The organism is Bradyrhizobium betae (assembly GCF_008932115.1).
GTDB classification, from domain to species: domain Bacteria; phylum Pseudomonadota; class Alphaproteobacteria; order Rhizobiales; family Xanthobacteraceae; genus Bradyrhizobium; species Bradyrhizobium betae.
The window spans coordinates 3,336,990-3,354,086 of record NZ_CP044543.1 but is presented as its reverse complement, the minus strand read 5'-3'; the positions used below and the strand labels follow the sequence as shown (position 1 = coordinate 3,354,086).

General features: G+C 65.8%; 14 protein-coding genes. 7 read left to right on the top strand and 7 right to left on the bottom strand.

The genetic code is table 11. From position 1 onward, the window contains the following. The 7 genes from sdhA to F8237_RS15990 all read left to right on the top strand — a co-directional run bounded on the left by sdhA (nucleotide 1) and on the right by F8237_RS15990 (nucleotide 8,828). Nucleotides 1-1,836 (top strand): succinate dehydrogenase flavoprotein subunit, encoded by a 1,836-nt coding sequence (sdhA, locus tag F8237_RS16020; RefSeq protein WP_151646084.1) that lies wholly within the window; start codon nucleotides 1-3, stop codon nucleotides 1,834-1,836. Nucleotides 1,837-1,943: 107 nt separating this feature from the next. Next, nucleotides 1,944-2,726, top strand: coding sequence for a succinate dehydrogenase iron-sulfur subunit (locus F8237_RS16015; protein ID WP_151646082.1), 783 nt, complete (start codon nucleotides 1,944-1,946; stop codon nucleotides 2,724-2,726). Between the two features lie 62 nt (nucleotides 2,727-2,788). Further along, on the top strand, nucleotides 2,789-4,747 hold the full coding sequence (locus F8237_RS16010) for an ABC transporter ATP-binding protein/permease (protein WP_151646080.1): 1,959 nt from the start codon (nucleotides 2,789-2,791) through the stop codon (nucleotides 4,745-4,747). A 212-nt stretch (nucleotides 4,748-4,959) separates the two neighbouring features. After that, nucleotides 4,960-5,784 (top strand): FkbM family methyltransferase, encoded by an 825-nt coding sequence (locus F8237_RS16005; protein ID WP_162006071.1) that lies wholly within the window; start codon nucleotides 4,960-4,962, stop codon nucleotides 5,782-5,784. A gap of 24 nt (nucleotides 5,785-5,808) precedes the next feature. Further along, entirely contained in the window at nucleotides 5,809-6,195 is a 387-nt protein-coding gene (locus tag F8237_RS16000; RefSeq protein ID WP_151646076.1) for a VOC family protein, read from the top strand. 83 nt (nucleotides 6,196-6,278) lie between these two features. Further along, nucleotides 6,279-6,521, top strand: coding sequence for a hypothetical protein (locus tag F8237_RS15995; protein ID WP_162006380.1), 243 nt, complete (start codon nucleotides 6,279-6,281; stop codon nucleotides 6,519-6,521). Between the two features lie 180 nt (nucleotides 6,522-6,701). Next, nucleotides 6,702-8,828, top strand: coding sequence for an OmpA family protein (locus tag F8237_RS15990; protein ID WP_151646074.1), 2,127 nt, complete (start codon nucleotides 6,702-6,704; stop codon nucleotides 8,826-8,828). Nucleotides 8,829-8,893: 65 nt separating this feature from the next. Here F8237_RS15990 and F8237_RS15985 read toward each other — a convergent pair whose 3' ends face one another. The 7 genes from F8237_RS15985 to F8237_RS15955 form a co-directional block, all read right to left on the bottom strand. Then, nucleotides 8,894-10,651, bottom strand: a complete 1,758-nt coding sequence (locus tag F8237_RS15985; protein ID WP_151646072.1) for an alkaline phosphatase — start codon at nucleotides 10,649-10,651, stop codon at nucleotides 8,894-8,896. A 203-nt stretch (nucleotides 10,652-10,854) separates the two neighbouring features. Next, nucleotides 10,855-12,192 carry an argininosuccinate synthase gene (gene argG / locus F8237_RS15980; protein ID WP_151646070.1) on the bottom strand — a complete coding sequence of 446 codons (1,338 nt, stop codon included), beginning with the start codon at nucleotides 12,190-12,192 and terminating at the stop codon, nucleotides 10,855-10,857. Nucleotides 12,193-12,285: 93 nt separating this feature from the next. Continuing rightward, nucleotides 12,286-13,062 carry a phosphatase PAP2 family protein gene (locus F8237_RS15975; RefSeq protein WP_151646068.1) on the bottom strand — a complete coding sequence of 259 codons (777 nt, stop codon included), beginning with the start codon at nucleotides 13,060-13,062 and terminating at the stop codon, nucleotides 12,286-12,288. Between the two features lie 217 nt (nucleotides 13,063-13,279). After that, nucleotides 13,280-13,774, bottom strand: a complete 495-nt coding sequence (locus F8237_RS15970) for a hypothetical protein (protein ID WP_151646066.1) — start codon at nucleotides 13,772-13,774, stop codon at nucleotides 13,280-13,282. A gap of 125 nt (nucleotides 13,775-13,899) precedes the next feature. Beyond that, a complete protein-coding gene (gene rlmN, locus F8237_RS15965; RefSeq protein ID WP_151650564.1) occupies nucleotides 13,900-15,102 on the bottom strand; it encodes a dual-specificity RNA methyltransferase RlmN in 1,203 nt (400 codons plus the stop codon). A 225-nt stretch (nucleotides 15,103-15,327) separates the two neighbouring features. After that, nucleotides 15,328-15,975 (bottom strand): invasion associated locus B family protein, encoded by a 648-nt coding sequence (locus tag F8237_RS15960; RefSeq protein ID WP_151646064.1) that lies wholly within the window; start codon nucleotides 15,973-15,975, stop codon nucleotides 15,328-15,330. Between the two features lie 118 nt (nucleotides 15,976-16,093). Next, nucleotides 16,094-16,933, bottom strand: coding sequence for an SDR family oxidoreductase (locus F8237_RS15955; RefSeq protein ID WP_151646062.1), 840 nt, complete (start codon nucleotides 16,931-16,933; stop codon nucleotides 16,094-16,096). Nucleotides 16,934-17,097 lie beyond the last annotated feature (164 nt).

The window sequence follows — 17,097 nt, the reverse complement described above, 5'->3', positions numbered from 1 at the left end:
ATGGCCGCTGAGACAAATGGCAAGGGCAACGGCGGTCCCGCCACCAACGGAAAAGCCTACCCGATCGAAGACCACACCTATGACGTCGTCGTGGTCGGCGCCGGCGGCGCGGGCCTGCGCGCCACCGTCGGCTGCAGCGAGGCCGGCCTGAAAACCGCCTGCATCACCAAGGTGTTTCCGACCCGCTCGCACACTGTCGCGGCGCAGGGCGGCATTTCCGCCTCGCTCGGCAACATGCACAAGGACGATTGGCGCTGGCACATGTACGACACCGTGAAGGGGTCGGACTGGCTCGGCGACCAGGACGCGATCGAATACATGGTGCGCAACGCGCCCGACGCAGTCTACGAGCTCGAGCATTGGGGCGTGCCGTTCTCGCGCACCGAGGACGGCAAGATCTACCAGCGTCCGTTCGGCGGCATGACCATGGACTTCGGCAAGGGCCAGGCGCAGCGCACCTGCGCCGCCGCCGACCGCACCGGCCACGCCATGCTGCACACGATGTACGGCCAGTCGCTGCGCCACGCGGCCGAGTTCTTCATCGAGTTCTTCGCCATCGACCTGATCATGGACGACCAGGGCACCTGCCGCGGCGTCATCGCGCTCAAGCTCGACGACGGCACGCTGCACCGCTTCCGCGCCCAGACTGTCATTCTCGCCACCGGCGGCTATGGCCGCGCCTACGCCTCCTGCACCTCGGCGCATACCTGCACCGGTGACGGCGGTGGCATGGTGCTGCGCGCCGGCCTGCCGCTGCAGGACATGGAGTTCGTGCAGTTCCACCCGACCGGCATCTATGGCTCGGGCTGTCTGGTCACCGAAGGCGCGCGCGGCGAAGGCGGCTATCTCGTCAACTCCGAGGGCGAGCGCTTCATGGAGCGTTATGCGCCCTCCGCGAAGGATCTCGCCTCGCGCGACGTCGTCTCGCGCGCGATGACCATCGAGATCCGCGAAGGCCGCGGCGTCGGCAAGAAGAAGGACCACATCTTCCTTCATCTCGACCATCTCGATCCCGCGGTGCTCGCCGAGCGCCTGCCGGGCATCTCCGAATCCGCGAAGATCTTCGCCAATGTCGACGTGACGCGCGAGCCGATCCCGATCGTGCCGACGGTGCACTACAACATGGGCGGCATCCCGACGAACTATCACGGCGAAGTCCTCACCAAGAAGAATGGCGAAGACAACGCGGTCATCCCCGGCCTGATGGCGATCGGCGAAGCCGCCTGCGTCTCCGTGCACGGCGCCAACCGCCTCGGCTCCAACTCGCTGATCGACCTCGTGGTGTTCGGCCGCGCCGCGGCGCTGCGCCTCGCCGAAAAGCTCACGCCCAATGCCAAGCAGCCCGAGCTGCCGGCGAACTCGTCCGACCTCGCGCTCGGCCGTCTCGACCATTACCGCTACGCTTCCGGCGGCACGCCGACCGCGAAGCTGCGCGAAGGCATGCAGCACGTGATGCAGAACAATTGCGCGGTGTTCCGCACCGGCGACATCCTGAGCGAAGGCCAGAACCTGATCGAGAAGGTCCACAGCGGCATCACCGACATCGGCGTTTCAGACCGCTCGCTGGTGTGGAATTCAGATCTCGTCGAGACGCTGGAGTTCGACAATCTGATCGCGCAGGCGGTGGTGACGATGAACTCCGCCGCCAACCGCACCGAGAGCCGCGGCGCGCATGCGCGCGAGGACTTCTCCGATCGCGACGACAAGAACTGGATGAAGCACACGCTGGCCTGGCTGGATGACGCCGGCAAGGTCAAGATCGAGTACCGCCCGGTTCACGACTACACCATGACCAACGACGTGCAGTACATTCCGCCGAAAGCGCGCGTGTACTGAGCGAATAGTAGCCGTCATTCCGGGGCGATGCGCAGCATCGAACCCGGAATCTCGAGATTCCGGGTCTGGTCCTTCGGACCATCCCGGAATGACGAAAGGTTAGAGCAATGGTTGAATTCGCACTTCCGAAGAACTCCAAGATATCAGGCGGCAAGACCTGGCCGAAGCCCGCGGGCGCGACCGAGACCCGTGAGTTCAAGGTCTATCGCTGGAATCCGGACGACGGCAAGAATCCGAGCGTCGACACCTATTACGTCGATACCCATGATTGCGGACCGATGGTGCTGGACGGCCTGATCTGGATCAAGAACCACATCGATCCGTCGCTGACGTTCCGCCGCTCCTGCCGCGAAGGCGTCTGCGGCTCCTGCGCCATGAACATCGACGGCCAGAACACGCTGGCCTGCACCCGCTCGATGCACGACGTCAAGGACGGCGCGGTCAAGGTCAATCCGCTGCCACACCAACCCGTCGTGAAGGACCTCGTCCCCGACCTCACCAATTTCTACGCACAATATGCTTCGATCGAGCCGTGGCTGAAGACGACCTCGCCGACGCCGCAGAAGGAATGGCGCCAGAGCCACGAGGACCGCGAGAAGCTCGACGGCCTCTACGAGTGCATCCTCTGCGCCTGCTGCTCGACCTCATGCCCGAGCTACTGGTGGAACAGCGACCGCTATCTCGGCCCCGCCGCGCTGCTCCAGGCCAACCGCTGGGTCAAGGATTCGCGCGACGAAGCGACCGGCGAGCGCCTCGACAATCTCGAGGACCCGTTCCGCCTCTATCGCTGCCACACCATCATGAACTGCGCCAAGGCCTGCCCGAAGGGCCTGAACCCGGCGGAAGCCATCGCCGAGCTCAAGCTCAAGATGGTCGAGCGGCAGATTTAAGCCAGTCGAATCAATGCTGGAACCGCAAGGGAACCGTTTGATTTCCCTTGCGTTATCCGGCCATGCAAAAGCTGGCCGGAAAGCGCGAACAGGGCAAGAAGCCGCCCATCGTCGAAATCAAGGGTGAGGATGGCGACGAGATCACGCCGCCGCCGCCCGAGCTGGTCGAGCCTGACCCGGAGCTGTCGCCCGAGGAGGCCGAGCAGGCGCGCAAGAACTATCTGCTGACGCGCTTCTGGATCAGCGCACGCGGCTTCTGGGGCCGCAGTGGCGATCGGCTGGCCTGGCCGTTCTCGATCGGCCTCGTCGTGCTGATCGTCCTCACCGTCGCCTTCCAGTACGGCATCAATGTCTGGAATCGCGCGATCTTCGACGCCATCGAGAAGCGCGATGCGGCAAGCGTGTTTCATCTCACCGCGGTGTTCTTCCCGCTCGCGATCGGCAGCATCGTGCTCGGCGTCGCGCAAGTGTTCGCGCGGATGGGCATTCAGCGGCGCTGGCGCGCGTGGCTGACCAACAGCGTGCTGACGCGCTGGCTCACGAACGGGCGCTACTACCAGCTCAACCTCGTCGGCGGCGATCACAAGAACCCCGAATACCGCATCGCCGAGGATCTGCGCATCGCGACCGACTCGCCGGTCGACTTCCTCGCCGGCGTCACCTCGGCAATGCTGTCGGCCGTGACCTTCATCGTGGTGCTCTGGACCATCGGCGGCGCGCTCACCGTCACGCTCGGCGGATCCACCGTCACCATTCCCGGCTTCCTCGTGATTGCCGCGATCCTCTATGCCGCGATCGCCTCCGGCTCGATCCTGGTGATCGGCCGCCAATTCGTGCAGGTCTCCGAGGACAAGAACCAGGCCGAGGCGGATTTCCGCTACACGCTGACGCGCGTACGCGAGAACGGCGAGAGCATCGCGCTGCTCGGCGGCGAGGAGGAAGAGCGTGACGGCATCGACCGGAATTTTACCAACGTATTGCGGCAATGGGCGCGGCTCGCCGGGCAACACATGCGCACCACGCTGGTGTCGCAGGGATCGAGCCTGGTTGCGCCGGTGGTGCCGCTATTGCTCTGCGCGCCAAAATTCCTCGACGGCAGCATGACGCTCGGCCAGGTGATGCAGGCGGCCTCCGCCTTCACCATCGTGCAGAGCGCGTTCGGCTGGCTGGTCGACAATTATCCGCGGCTTGCCGACTGGAACGCCTGCGCGCGCCGCATCGCCTCGCTGATGATGTCGCTCGACGGTCTCGAGCGCGCCGAGCAAGGCGACGGCCTCGGCCGCATCAAGCGCGGCGAGACCAGCAACGAGACGATGCTGGAACTGAAGGACCTCTCGGTCACGCTCGACGACGGCACCGCGGTGGTCGGCGAGACCGAGGTCGCGATCGAGCCGGGTGAACGGCTGCTGGTCGCCGGCGAATCCGGCACCGGCAAGAGCACGCTGGTGCGCGCCATCGCCGGTCTCTGGCCATGGGGCGGCGGCAACGTCAATTTCCATCCGGACCGAAGGCTGTTCATGCTGCCGCAGCGGCCTTACGTGCCGTCCGGGTCCTTGCGCCGCGCCGTCGCCTATCCCGGCGCCGAGGACGACTGGACCGTCGAGGAGATCGGCGAGGCCCTGCACAAGGTCGGGCTGGATCATCTCAAGGAGAAGATCGAGGAAGAGGGACCGTGGGACCAGACGCTGTCCGGCGGCGAAAAGCAGCGCCTCGCCTTCGCGCGGCTGCTGTTGCACAACCCTGATATCGTCGTGCTGGATGAAGCGACCTCCGCGCTCGACGAGAAGAGCCAGGACAAGATGATGCAGATGGTCACCGACGAGCTGCCGAAAGCGACCATCGTCAGCGTCGCGCACCGCGTCGAGCTGGAAGCCTTCCACAGCCGCAAGATCGTGCTGGAGCGGCGCAAGGGCGGCGCCAAGCTGGTCAGCGACATCGAGCTGATCCCGCGCAAGGGCAAGCGCAAGCTGCTCGGGCGATTCCTGAGGCAGCGGAAGGCGCCGCCGAAGAAGGCGGCGTAAGACACACTGTCGTCCCGGACAAGCGAAGCGCAGATCCGGGACCCATACCCACAGGGAGAAGTTTGGCGAGGACTCGGAGTGGGCGTCTCGCGTCACGACCTCTCCCTGGGGTTATGGGTCCCCGCGTTCGCGGGGACGACACCGGTGATGGAGCGTTGGAGTCCCCGGCAAAACCGGCTATGCATGCGCCGCTTGCAACGAGGACCGCCTGCTTGACGCCCGACAATGACCCATCGTCCGCGCCGTTCGGCGCGTTTGCGCCGAACGCGGCGCAGTCTGCGATCATTCGCCTCGCGACACAGTCGGGGTTGAAGCGCGGCGCGTTCCGTCCGTGGATGTCGCGGCTGGTCAATCTGCTACGCGGCGGTCCGGTCGACGTGCAGTATCAGGGCGCCTCTTTCCGCTTCTATCACCAGGGCAGCGCGACCGAACGCGGCGCGCTGTTCAACCCCGACTACAATCTCGACGAGCTCGACTTCCTGCGCCAGCACACCCCATTAGGCGGCACATTCGTCGACGTCGGCGCCAATGTCGGCACATTCGCTCTGGTGATGGCACGGCAAGTCGGGCCATCAGGCAAGGTGGTCGCGATCGAACCACATCCGCTGACATTTGGACGGCTGGCGTTCAATCACGCCGCATCAAAGGCGACGCAAGTGCGCCTGGTGCAGGCCGCGGCCGGCGACAGCGACGGCGAGCTGATGATCGAAAGCGGCGGCGGCAATCTCGGCGCCACGCATGTCGTCACCGGCACCGCCAGCAGCAAGGCGATCAAGGTCCCGTCGCTGCGGCTGACGCGCATCCTCGACGAGGCCGGCGTGACCCAGGTCGATTCGCTCAAGATCGACGTCGAGGGATTCGAGGACCGCGTCTTGATCGGCTTCTTCCGCGATGCCCCGCAAGCGTTGTGGCCGCGCGCGGTGGTGATCGAGCATCTGTCACAAAAGGAGTGGCAACAGGATTGTATTGGCGACATGGTCACGCGCGGCTTTACGATCGCGCGCAAGACGCGGAGCAATACGTTCCTGTCACGCTGACGAGACCAACCACGGAGCTTTGCGATGATCGATCACATGGGCTTCTCCGTCTCCGACTATGAGCGCGCGAAAGCGTTCTACATCAAGGCCCTCACACCACTCGGCTACAGCCTGATCATGGAAGTGACGGCGGAGCAGACCGGCCACGACGCCGCGGCCGGATTCGGCACCGACGGCAAGCCCGCTTTCTGGATCGGCGGCGAAGGCGCGATGAACAAGCCCGTGCACGTTGCGATCGCAGCCAAAGACCGTGCCACGGTCGACGCCTTCTACAAGGCGGCCATGGCGGCCGGCGGCCGCGACAATGGCGCGCCCGGCATCCGCCCGCACTATCATCCGAATTATTACGGCGCCTTCGTGCGCGACCCCGATGGCCACAACATCGAGGCCGTGTGCCACGCACCGGAATAGCGCGCGTCCGGAACGCCGCGACGAGGAACATCGGCGCGGCATCATCGTTGTCGTTCTCCGAACAACTGATCTCGATGATGCTGATGCCGATCGAACCGCCCGAGATTCCGCCGTCGACGCCCGGCACGCCCGCCGAACCGCCACCTGGAATTCCGCCCGGAAATCCGCAGCCTGAGATCCCGTCGCCGGTGCGCGAGCCCGGCGAATCACCGCGGCCCGACGAACTGCCAGGACGTGCACCAGAGGAGATTCCGTCGCGCGGGCCGAACGGGCCGCTGACACCGAATCCGGCGACGGACGCCGGATTGTCGCAGGCGCGCTCGTGAAGCGATTGCAAGATTCATCTGAATGCGTAATGAACGGTGATGTTTTGAGTGACTTCGCATGAAGAAATAAATCGAGCAGCGTCGCGTCCCACCGCCACAATCCGGCCTAACGCGTATCCGTTCATCGTCGAACGACTATTCACCCGACTTCGTTCAAGAACCTTCCGGGGATTCATTCTCATGACTCATCTTCGCTTCGTGCTGCTTGCCACGACGGCTCTCACCGCGATGCCATTCGCAAGCTCCGCATCATATGCACAAAGCACCGCAGCGCCCATCGTGATCGCGCAGGCCGGGCCGGCAGGCGAAGTCGGCCCTGACGGAAAACCGAAGCAGCCGCCGAAGGGACCTGCGGCACCGCCGCCGCCCGCGGCCAAGCCCCCCGCTCCGCCGCCACCGCCCGCTGCAGCACCGCCGCCGCCTCCCCCGCGTCCGACCGCGCCGCCACCCGCAGTTGCGCCGCCTCCGCGCCCGGCCGCGCCACCTCCGCCGCCCCCTGCACCGTCACGTCCGACGCCGCCACCCCCGCCGCCCGCGACGCATCAGGCACCCCCGCCGCCTCCGCCTGCCGCTGCACCGAAGGCACCGCCTCCGGCGGCGGCTCCGCAGCAGCATGCGCCGACGCCACCTCCGCCCCCGCCACCTGCATCGGCGCCGCCGGCTCGCGTTGCTCCGGCGCCCACGCCGGCAGCTCCGCCACCGCCGCCTCCGACCACACGCGCAACACCGACCCCGCCGCCTCCGCCCCCGGCTTCACCGCCGCCGGGACGAACGCCGCCTGCGCCGACTTCGGGTCCGAGTGCCGCGCCCGCTCCGACGCCGACACCGGCTCCGGGAGCGACGCCATCGCCGGGCCGCGCCGGTCCGCCGCCGGCCGGTGCTCCGACGACCGTTCCAGGTGCCACACCCCTGCCGACCGGCACGCCTCCGGCTGGTGCTGGAGGACCGCTTCCCGGACGTCCTGGCCAATCGCCTGCTCCTGCGGGATCGCCGACGCCTGCGCCGGGCGCAACACCGGCACCCACGCCCACGCCGCCCGCTGGTGGTGCTCCGACCCCGCCTCCGGGACGCCAAGGTGGTCCTGGTGCGCCGCCGCCCGGCGGACCGGCCGCCGGTGCACCCGCGACCGGACCTGCTGCGGGCCTTCCGCCCCGGCCGCCGGCGCCTCCCGCTGGTGCCGCAGCGCCGACCGTCGTGCCCGGCACGGCGGCCGCCGCACCGCCGCCCGACAGGGCGCAATACGCGCCGCCGACAGTCGCACCGGCCTTCCGCGCCGCACCGACGGTCGCAGCACCGCTACCGCCGCCGCCGCGTCCACCGCAGCGTGACCTGACACCACTCGCGATCGGCGCGGGTGTGGTGGCCGGTGCCGTGATCGGCGCGACCATCGCCGACTACCGCAACCAGCGCCGCGAGACCGTCGAAGGCGGCCGCACCGTCTACACCGAGCCGGACCGCATCATCATCCGCGATCCGGGCGGGCAGGCCTACGTCCGCGGCAACGATCTCTATCGCTTCCGCTACGGCGCCCGCGACATCCGCACCGACACTATCGGCGGCGACACCCGCACCATCGTGGTCCGTCCCGACGGCAGCGAGATCATCACCGTGGTCGGTCCGGACGGCCGGTTGCTGCGGCGAATCCGCAGGGATCCCGGCGGACGCGAGCTCATCATCATCGACAACAGCTACCGCGATCCGCAGTCGGTCGGCGGCTTCTATGTCGATGCGCCGCCTCCGGTCGTCAACATTCCCTACGATCGCTACATCGTCGATGCCCAGGAAGCATCGCCGGACGTGATCTACGAGACGATGGTGGCGCCGCCGGTGCAGCGGATCAATCGCCGCTACACGCTCGACGAGATCCGCTACAGCCCCAATGTTCGCATGCAGATGCCGAGCATCGATCTCAACACGATCAACTTCGAGACGGGATCGTGGAGCATCCCGCCGGACCAGGCGGCGAAGCTGCAGTCGATCGCAGACGGCCTCAACCGTGCGATCCAGGCCAACCCGCGCGTGGTGTTCCTGATCGAAGGTCACACCGACGCGGTCGGCAACGACGTCGACAATCTGTCCTTGTCGGACCGTCGTGCGCAGTCCGCGGCCGAATTGCTGACCCAGCAGTTCGGCGTGCCCTCGGAGAACCTGACCTCGCAGGGTTACGGCGAGCAGTATCTGAAGGAGCAGACGCAAGGACCGAGCCTGATCAACCGGCGTGTCACCATCCGCAACATCACGCCGCTGCTCAACGGTGGACAGGCCTCCCTGCCGCCGCCCCCGCCCGGCACCGCGCCGCCGCGCTGAGCCGAAGCACACAACTACAAAATGGCCGGGAGCGATCCCGGCCATTTTCGTTTGAGCCGCGCGCGCTACTGCCCGGCGGCGAGGCCGAGCGCTTCGACCATGACGCGAAAGACCTCGGTATTGTCCATCGAGCCGTGCACGCGCTCGCTGCCCGGCCCGGTCGCGGTCAGGATGACGTCCTCGCCCGAATGCACGCTGGCACCGATCATCGCCGACAGATTGCCGGGACGCAGCACCGCTCCCGGAACATCCTTGTATTTGTCGTTGGCCTTGAAGGTCCCATCGTCGGCGGATTTGACGGTCGGCTCATTGGGATTGTCGAGCTTCGGGCGGAAGGTCTCGTAGTGATCCGGCAGGCTGGCCGAGAAGATGGCGAGCCGGCGGCTGACATCGACGCGTGACGGATAACCTTCCGCGTCCGGAGCCGGATAATTCGGGAATCCGGCCTGCTCGTAGACGCCGACGCGCTCGCGCAGCGGCACGTTGGGCGTCGTGCCCATGTCGTCGTTGACCGTTCCCACCAAGCTGTTGGGGTGATTGTGGTCCGCCAGCACCAGGATGAGGGTGTCGTCGCCGCGCGCACGCGCCCAGTCGCGCGTCTGGCGCACCGCATTGTCGAGCATGATGGTGTCGTAGACCGCCCGCTCCATGTCGAGCAGATGCGCATATTTGTCGATCAGTCCGGATTCGACCATCAGGAAGAAACCGGTCTCGTTTTTCGAGAGGATGTTCAGCGCCGCCTGCACCTGCTCGGTCAGGTCGGGCTGCTCCGGAAATTTCTTCACGCCGCCGCCCCTGAGGAATTTGCGGTCGAGCACGCCATCCATGTTTCCGGTGGCGAACAGCCCGAGCAGCTTGCCCGTCTCCGGCTTCGCTGAGAGAGCACCGAGTTCGCTTGCGGTCGTCGCGACCTGATAGCCTGCGTCGCGAAACTTCGCGATGTAGTCGGCCTCATCCTTGCGTTTGGAGCCCGCCGCCGACTTCGGCAGGAAATTCGCGCTGCCGCCGCCCATCAGCACATCCGGCTTCGCGGCGAAGTACTGTTCGACGATCTCGTCATAGGCGGCGCGCCGGCGCGTGTGCGCGACCATCGCGGCCGGCGTCGCGTCTTCGATCTCGGTGTTGGTGACGACGCCGATCGCCATGCCGTGCCGCCGCCTGGCGAGGCTGGTGATGGTCTCGACGCGGGGATCGTCGAACGGGCTTGCGGTGCGGTCCGCATAAACGCCAAGAGCATTGACGGCGCTCTTGTGGCCGGTCGCATAGGCACTGGCCGAGTTCGCGGAATCGGTGATGATCGAGTCCGAGCCCGCGGTCGCCACCAGCGCCATGTGGGGCATGTCGTCGATCGCGAGCTTGCCGCGGCTCTTGCCCTCCGCAATGCCCTTGGACAGGATTCGCGCCGCGACCCGATGCGCCGGCGACATGCCGTCGCCGATGAACAGGATGACGTTCTTCGCCTTGCGCGGCCCGGTCTCGTAAACCGTCCATGCGATGCTGCGCTGATGCGTGCCGTCGCTCACGTCGACCGAGACACTGCCCGGCTTGGTCAGCGTGACGTCGCGCAGGACCAGCGCCGACTGGTCCTTGCCATCCTCGCGCTCGACGAAGGTCCCGGCGCGGCCGAACACGCCGGCATAGTCCGCGCCGTTCACCGTTACCTTCAGCCTGGCAGGATCGACCGTCCCGGGAAATTCAACCTTGAAGTCGAATTGCGCGCCGGCCAGGATCTCGGCGCGATCGATCGGATAGATCGTCTGCGCCGACAATGACGACGTCCAACACAGGACGATGAGAGAGGCGAGTGCCGATCCTTTGATCATGCGATGCTCCGTGAGCCCATTTCCGACAGAAACAGGAAACGTAGCGATCGCGCATGACACCGTCATTAAGCGCGTAGCTCAATCCAGGCTACGAGCAATCGTAGGGTGGGCAAAGGCGCGTAAGCGCCGTGCCCACCACTATCCCGGTCGCGGAAAGATGGTGGGCACGCTTTCGCTTTGCCCACCCTACGACAGCGAGAGCGTCAGCCCTTGTCGTTCTCGAGCCGGAAGATCTGCGAGCCTTCGCTGCCCGACAACAGGCCGGTGTCGGTGTAGAGCTTCAGCTTGGTGCGCGTGTCGGCGATGTCGAGGTTGCGCATGGTGAGCTGACCGATGCGGTCGGCCGGCGTGAACGGGGCGTCCTCGACCTTTTCCATGCTGAGCCGCTCCGGCGCATAGGTCAGGTTCGGGCTCTCGGTGTTGAGGATCGAGTAGTCGTTGCCGCGGCGCAGCTCGAGCGTGACCTCGCCGGTGACGGCGCGCGCGACCCAGCGCTGCGCGGTCTCGCGCAGCATCAGGGCCTGCGAATCGAACCAGCGGCCCTGGTAGAGCAGGCGGCCGAGGCGCATGCCGCTGATGCGGTACTGCTCGATGGTGTCCTCGTTGTGGATGCCGGTGACGAGGCGCTCATAGGCGATATGCAGCAGCGCCATGCCCGGCGCTTCATAGATGCCGCGGCTCTTGGCCTCGATGATGCGGTTCTCGATCTGGTCGCTCATGCCGAGGCCGTGACGGCCGCCGATGGCGTTGGCTTCGAGGAACAGCGCAACGGGATCGGCGAACGTCTGGCCGTTCAGCGCGACGGGCTGGCCTTCCTCGAAACGCACCACGACCTTCTCGGCCTTGACGTTGCAGTCGTCGCGCCAGAACGGCACGCCCATGATCGGGTTGACGATCTTGATGCCGCTGTCGAGGCTTTCGAGATCCTTCGCCTCGTGCGTGGCGCCGAGCAGGTTGCTGTCGGTCGAATACGCCTTCTCGGCGCTCATCTTGTAGGCGAAGCCCTGAGCGGTCATGAAGGCCGACATCTCGGCGCGGCCGCCGAGCTCGTCGATGAACTGCTGGTCGAGCCAGGGCTTGTAGATCTTCAGGCCCGGATTGGTGAGCAGGCCGTAGCGGTAGAAGCGCTCGATGTCGTTGCCCTTGAAGGTCGAACCGTCACCCCAGATGTTGACGCCGTCTTCCTTCATCGCCGCGACCAGCATCGTGCCGGTGACCGCGCGCCCGAGCGGCGTGGTGTTGAAATAGGTGATGCCGCCGGTCGAGATGTGGAAGGCGCCGGACTGGATCGCGGCGATGCCTTCGTGGACGAGCTGCATGCGGCAATCGACGAGGCGCGCTTTCTCGGCACCGAACTCCATCGCCTTGCGCGGGATCTCGTTGTAGTCGGCCTCATCAGGCTGGCCGAGATTGGCGGTATAGGCGTAGCAGCGCGCGCCCTTCTGCTTCATCCAGAGCAGCGCCGCGCTGGTATCGAGACCGCCGGAAAAAGCGATGCCGACTTTCTCACTCTTGGGCAGGCTTTTCAGGATCGTGGTCATGGGGCTTCCAATCGGGTCTCGAAGGCTGATGCAAGGAGCGAACTTGACCGCGCGAATATCAAATTTCGCGGGGCTCGGCACGCATTTAATGGCTCAAACCGAGGACTCTGGGTCCGTCTTGCGGCTGAACAGGCGCCGGCGGAGCCGGTAGGCCGGCATGTTCAGCCGGGTCAGGGCGGCATCGACCGCCGCGTCCGAGAACCGGGTTCGCGGCCAGCGGTAGATCAGCGCGTAGGCAAACCAGATCACGACGAAGGTGACGAGGCCGGCGATCGACACGTCGGTGAAGAAGTGCCCGCCGAAGGCCATGCGGAGCCCGCTGGTGACGGCGCCGAACACCACGGCTGCGGTGTAGGCCAGCGGCCGCCATGCCGGCGGCGCCAGCGCGGCCGGCGCCAGCGTCCAGAACGCGGTCGCGCCCTCGCCCGAGAAGAACGAGCAGTTGCGTGCACAGTCGCCGCGCGGGTCCCACCACGGCACGAATTGCTGGTCGCCGGCGAACTGCATCACCACCACCGGCCGCGGCCGGCCCCAATAGGTCTTGAAGGTGAGGTTGGTGAGGATGCCGGCCGACAGAATGATCGTCACCAGCAGGAACACGATCGCGCGCCCCGACACCATCAACGGCCGGTCGGGCCTGACCATCTTGACCACGAGCGCGATCAGCGGCGGCAGCACGAACGCCCAGGCGACCCACATCGCAGCGTCACGCGCGAACGCCGCCCAGCCGTTCAGCTTGAGCGGAAACGTCTTCGTATCAGGGTCGAAGAACAGCGCGGCGAGCTTGAGATCGAGCTCGGGATAGAGGCCGAAAACGACGCCGATCACAAGCCACAGCGCCAGAGCGATGAAGAGTCCAGTCCGGTTCATGGCACGCGGTTTAGCGGAGCGGAGAGGGGATGAAAACCCCGGGAGAAGTGCCCATCCTCCCCTGGAGGGGGAGATCGATCGCGCGGAGCGCGAGCGAGGTGGGGTGATTTCTCCTCTCGGGCAGTGTTCGACGCGGACAGACCGTCACCCCACCCCGCTTCACATTTCGCTTCGCTCAATGTGAAGCGACCCTCCCCCTCCAGGGGAGGGTAAGAAATCACCGCGCATCCGGCCTTGAATTCGACGGCAGCGGCGGAGGCGGCTGGCGCGCAGGCGGCGGATTGCGCCAGGCGCCGGCATTGCGGCCTGCGATCAGCCAGTAGACGACACCGGCGACGATGCCGGCACCGGTCATGATCTCCAGGTGACGCCGCACGATGCCTTCAAACTGAAACGTATCGGAGTGGAAGGGGACGAGGCCGAGATAGCAGGCGAGCCCGACGACGCCGCCACCTACGGCATAAGCGAGCGCGCTGCGGATATAGAGCGCTTCGGTGATCGCCACGACCACCATCGCCGGCACCAACGCAAAGCCGGAGACGAAGATGAAGCCAAAGCCGAGCAGGATGTCGATCGTGCCTTGATCGACCGGGCCTGCACCGAGATCGGCGAATTCCGGGAACAGCAGCGCGACGACGACGATCATGCCGCCGACGAAACAGGCGGCGAGAAAGCCGATGAAGATGACGATGAGGCGGCCGATCAGGGACATGCGGGGAAAGCCAATTCAGCCGTCATTGCGAGGAGCGTAGCGACGAAGCAATCCAGACTGCCGCCGTGGAAATAGTCTGGATTGCTTCGCTGCGCTCGCTATGACGAGGAGGCGAGAGCGCATCGTCAATCCGTCATCGCCATGGCGCGCAGCGCGTCGCGTTCGCGGACGCTGAGCTTTTCGGTCTCCGATTTGAGCTGGCCGCAGGCGGCGAGGATGTCGCGGCCGCGCGGGGTGCGCACCGGCGAGGAGTAGCCGGCGTTGAAGATGTATTCGGAGAATTTTTCGATCTGGTCCCAGTCCGAGCATTCATAGGCCGTGCCGGGCCAGGGATTGAACGGAATCAGATTGATCTTGGCGTGAATGCCCTTGAGCATCTTCACCAGCAGCTTGGCATCGTCGAGCGAATCGTTGACGCCCTTGAGCATCACATATTCGAAGGTGATGCGGCGGGCGTTCGAGGCGCCGGGATAGTCGCGGCAGGCCTGCAGCAGTTCCTTGATGGGATATTTGCGATTGAGCGGCACCAGCTCGTTGCGCAATTCGTCGCGCACTGCATGCAACGAGATCGCCAGCATGACGCCGATCTCCTCGCCGGCGCGCACGATGTTCGGCACCACGCCCGAGGTCGACAACGTGATGCGGCGGCGGGAGATGCCGATGCCTTCATTGTCGCCGACGATCAGCAGCGCATCGCGCACCGCGTCGAAATTGTAGAGCGGCTCGCCCATGCCCATCATCACGATGTTGGTGACGCGGCGCGTGCCGTCCTCGCGATCGGCCCAGTCGTTGAGACGATCCCGCGCGACCATGATCTGACCGACAATCTCGCCCGCCGTCAGGTTGCGCACCAGGCGCTGCGTGCCGGTGTGGCAGAACGAGCAATTCAGCGTGCAGCCGACCTGCGAGGACACACACAGCGTGCCGCGATCGGTTTCGGGGATGTAGACGCACTCGACTTCATGCGCCTTCTGGACATTGTCGCCGCTCGGCAGCCGCAGCAGCCATTTGCGGGTGCCGTCGTTGGAGATCTGCTCGGCCACGACTTCGGGACGGTCGACCGTGAAATGCTGCGCGAGCTCGGCGCGAATGCCCTTCGAGACCGACGTCATCTCGTCGAAATTCTGGGCGCCACGGAAATACATCCAGTGCCACAGCTGCTGCACCCGCATCTTGCGCTGCGCAGGTGCAACGCCGATCTCGCCGAGGCGGTCGGCAAGCTCGGTGCGCGACAGGCCGATCAGCGACGGCTTGGCCGGCGGCACATAGGTTTCGAGTGGAGTTTTCTCCACCAGGATTGCGTTGTGCGGCTCGGTCGTCGGTTGCATGGGTTGCCTGAGATTGCTGCTGTTCGTCATGCCCGGGCTTGTCCCGGGCATCCACGTTCTTTTTCGCCCGTGGTTAGCACGTGGATGGCCGGGACATCTGGTGCGAAGACGCGCTTCACGCTTTAGCCCGGCCATGACGACCGAAATTGTGGAACCGGCCCTATATAGCAACCGGAACCGCCGATTGCGACCGTGATACCGCCCGCAGGCTTAACGTCTGCAGCCCTAGCGCCTGCAGTCCTGCGAGATCCGGTCCAGCGCCTGGGCAAGACCCTTCAGCGAAAACGTGTCGGTCGTCTCCGTGCCCTTGGCCGAGACGCCCTTGACCACGAGATCGGCGGATTTGCGCATGGCTTCGACCATCCGGTCCTCCTCGGCCGCGTTCTTGATCCAGAGCCCGTCGCCCTGCGTGTACATCGCGAAGGCAGCGCCACCGACCTCGACCGACGATTCCGAGCCCGGCTTCAGCGCGTAGCCGATCATGACCGAGACTTCGTTGTTCACCTTCTCCGACGGCCGGGTCGACACGAAGGCATAGGCGGGGTCGCGCGGCCGATTCGGCGGGTTGGTCTTCGATGACGACGGTTTGGCCAGCGCAAAGCAGACCTTCTTGCCGTTGGGCGTCGCGGAATAGGCGCCCCAGGTGCCGAACTGGCCGATCAGGGTCGGCTCGGCGCCGCCCGCAACCGCCGCGGGTGGAGCCGCCGGCTTGCTCTCGGGTTTTGCTGTGGTCTTCGCTGCCGTATTGGCCGCCGGCGCGGGCGCCTTCGGTGCGGCTTTGGGCGCCGGCTGCGCCGTCTGTGCTCGCACGGAATCGATGATTCCGACGGCTGTCACGCCAGTCATCAAAGCTAAAATCAGCACCCGCCACATGCTGGAGTGGTTCCCTCAATATTGTGACTGGAAGATGGCTCGGCCGCGCTTTGTCCCCGCAGCAGGGATAGTCGGGAAAGCCCAATTTGGGAAGGCAGTTAGCGGGTCAGCCTGTTCGTCAACCTTTGGATCGCGCGGCGCGCTGCTCGGCCCATTGCACGTCGGTCCAGCGCAACAGATCCTCGGCGCCGGAACTGCGCAAATGCGCGCCACCGTCGATCACCACCATCTCGCCATTGATGTAGCCGGCGCGGTCCGAGACCAGGAAGCTGGCGAGGTCGGCGAGTTCGCCGTGCTCGCCGGTGCGGCCCATCGGGTTACGCGCGGTCCAGCCTTCGTCGCGGCCCTCCGGGCGAAGCTGGCCAGATGCGCCGGCGGTCGGGAACGGACCCGGCGCGATCGCGACGGTGCGGATGCCCTTCGGACCCCACTCGACCGCGAGGCTCTTCGTCATCGCCAGCACCGCCGACTTCGCCATCGCCGAGGGTACGGTGAAGGCGCGGCCGGTGATGGTCGAGGTCGAGAGGATCGAGAGCACGACGCCGTTATGCTTGCCGTCGATCCAGCGCTTGCCGGCGGCGAGCGTGCAGTACATCGCGCCGTGCAGCGTCGGCGCGAGGATCGCGTCGGCGGCGCGGAAGGAGAGATGTTCGCTCTGCGCGATGAAGGTCGCGGCAGCATTGTTGACGAGGATATCGAGCGGCGCCTCGCGCCAGACCGCGTCCATCATGTTGTCGACGGCCGCACCGTCACGAATGTCGCATGCGATGGTGGTGACCTTGCCGCCTGTCTGCGCGCGCATCTCGCTCGCCGTGGCCTCGAGCCGATCGAGCTTGCGGCCGCAGATCACGAGCTCGGCGCCAAGCGCGAGGAAGCGCGCTCCCATGGCCGCGCCGAGACCCGAGCCGCCGCCGGTGACGAGAATGCGCTTGTCCCTGAGCAGACCCGTTTCAAACATCGTTTGAATCCTTCTTCTTGTTCTTGCTTCGTCATTGCGAACGCTGCGAAACGATCCTGAGTCCGTCTCGCGGAAATAGTCTTCGCTACGCTCGCAATGACGCGAGGATAGGCCTGCGCGTCGCTTTGAGCAAAGAATCCGGATTGTCGCCCGGGTCTAAATCC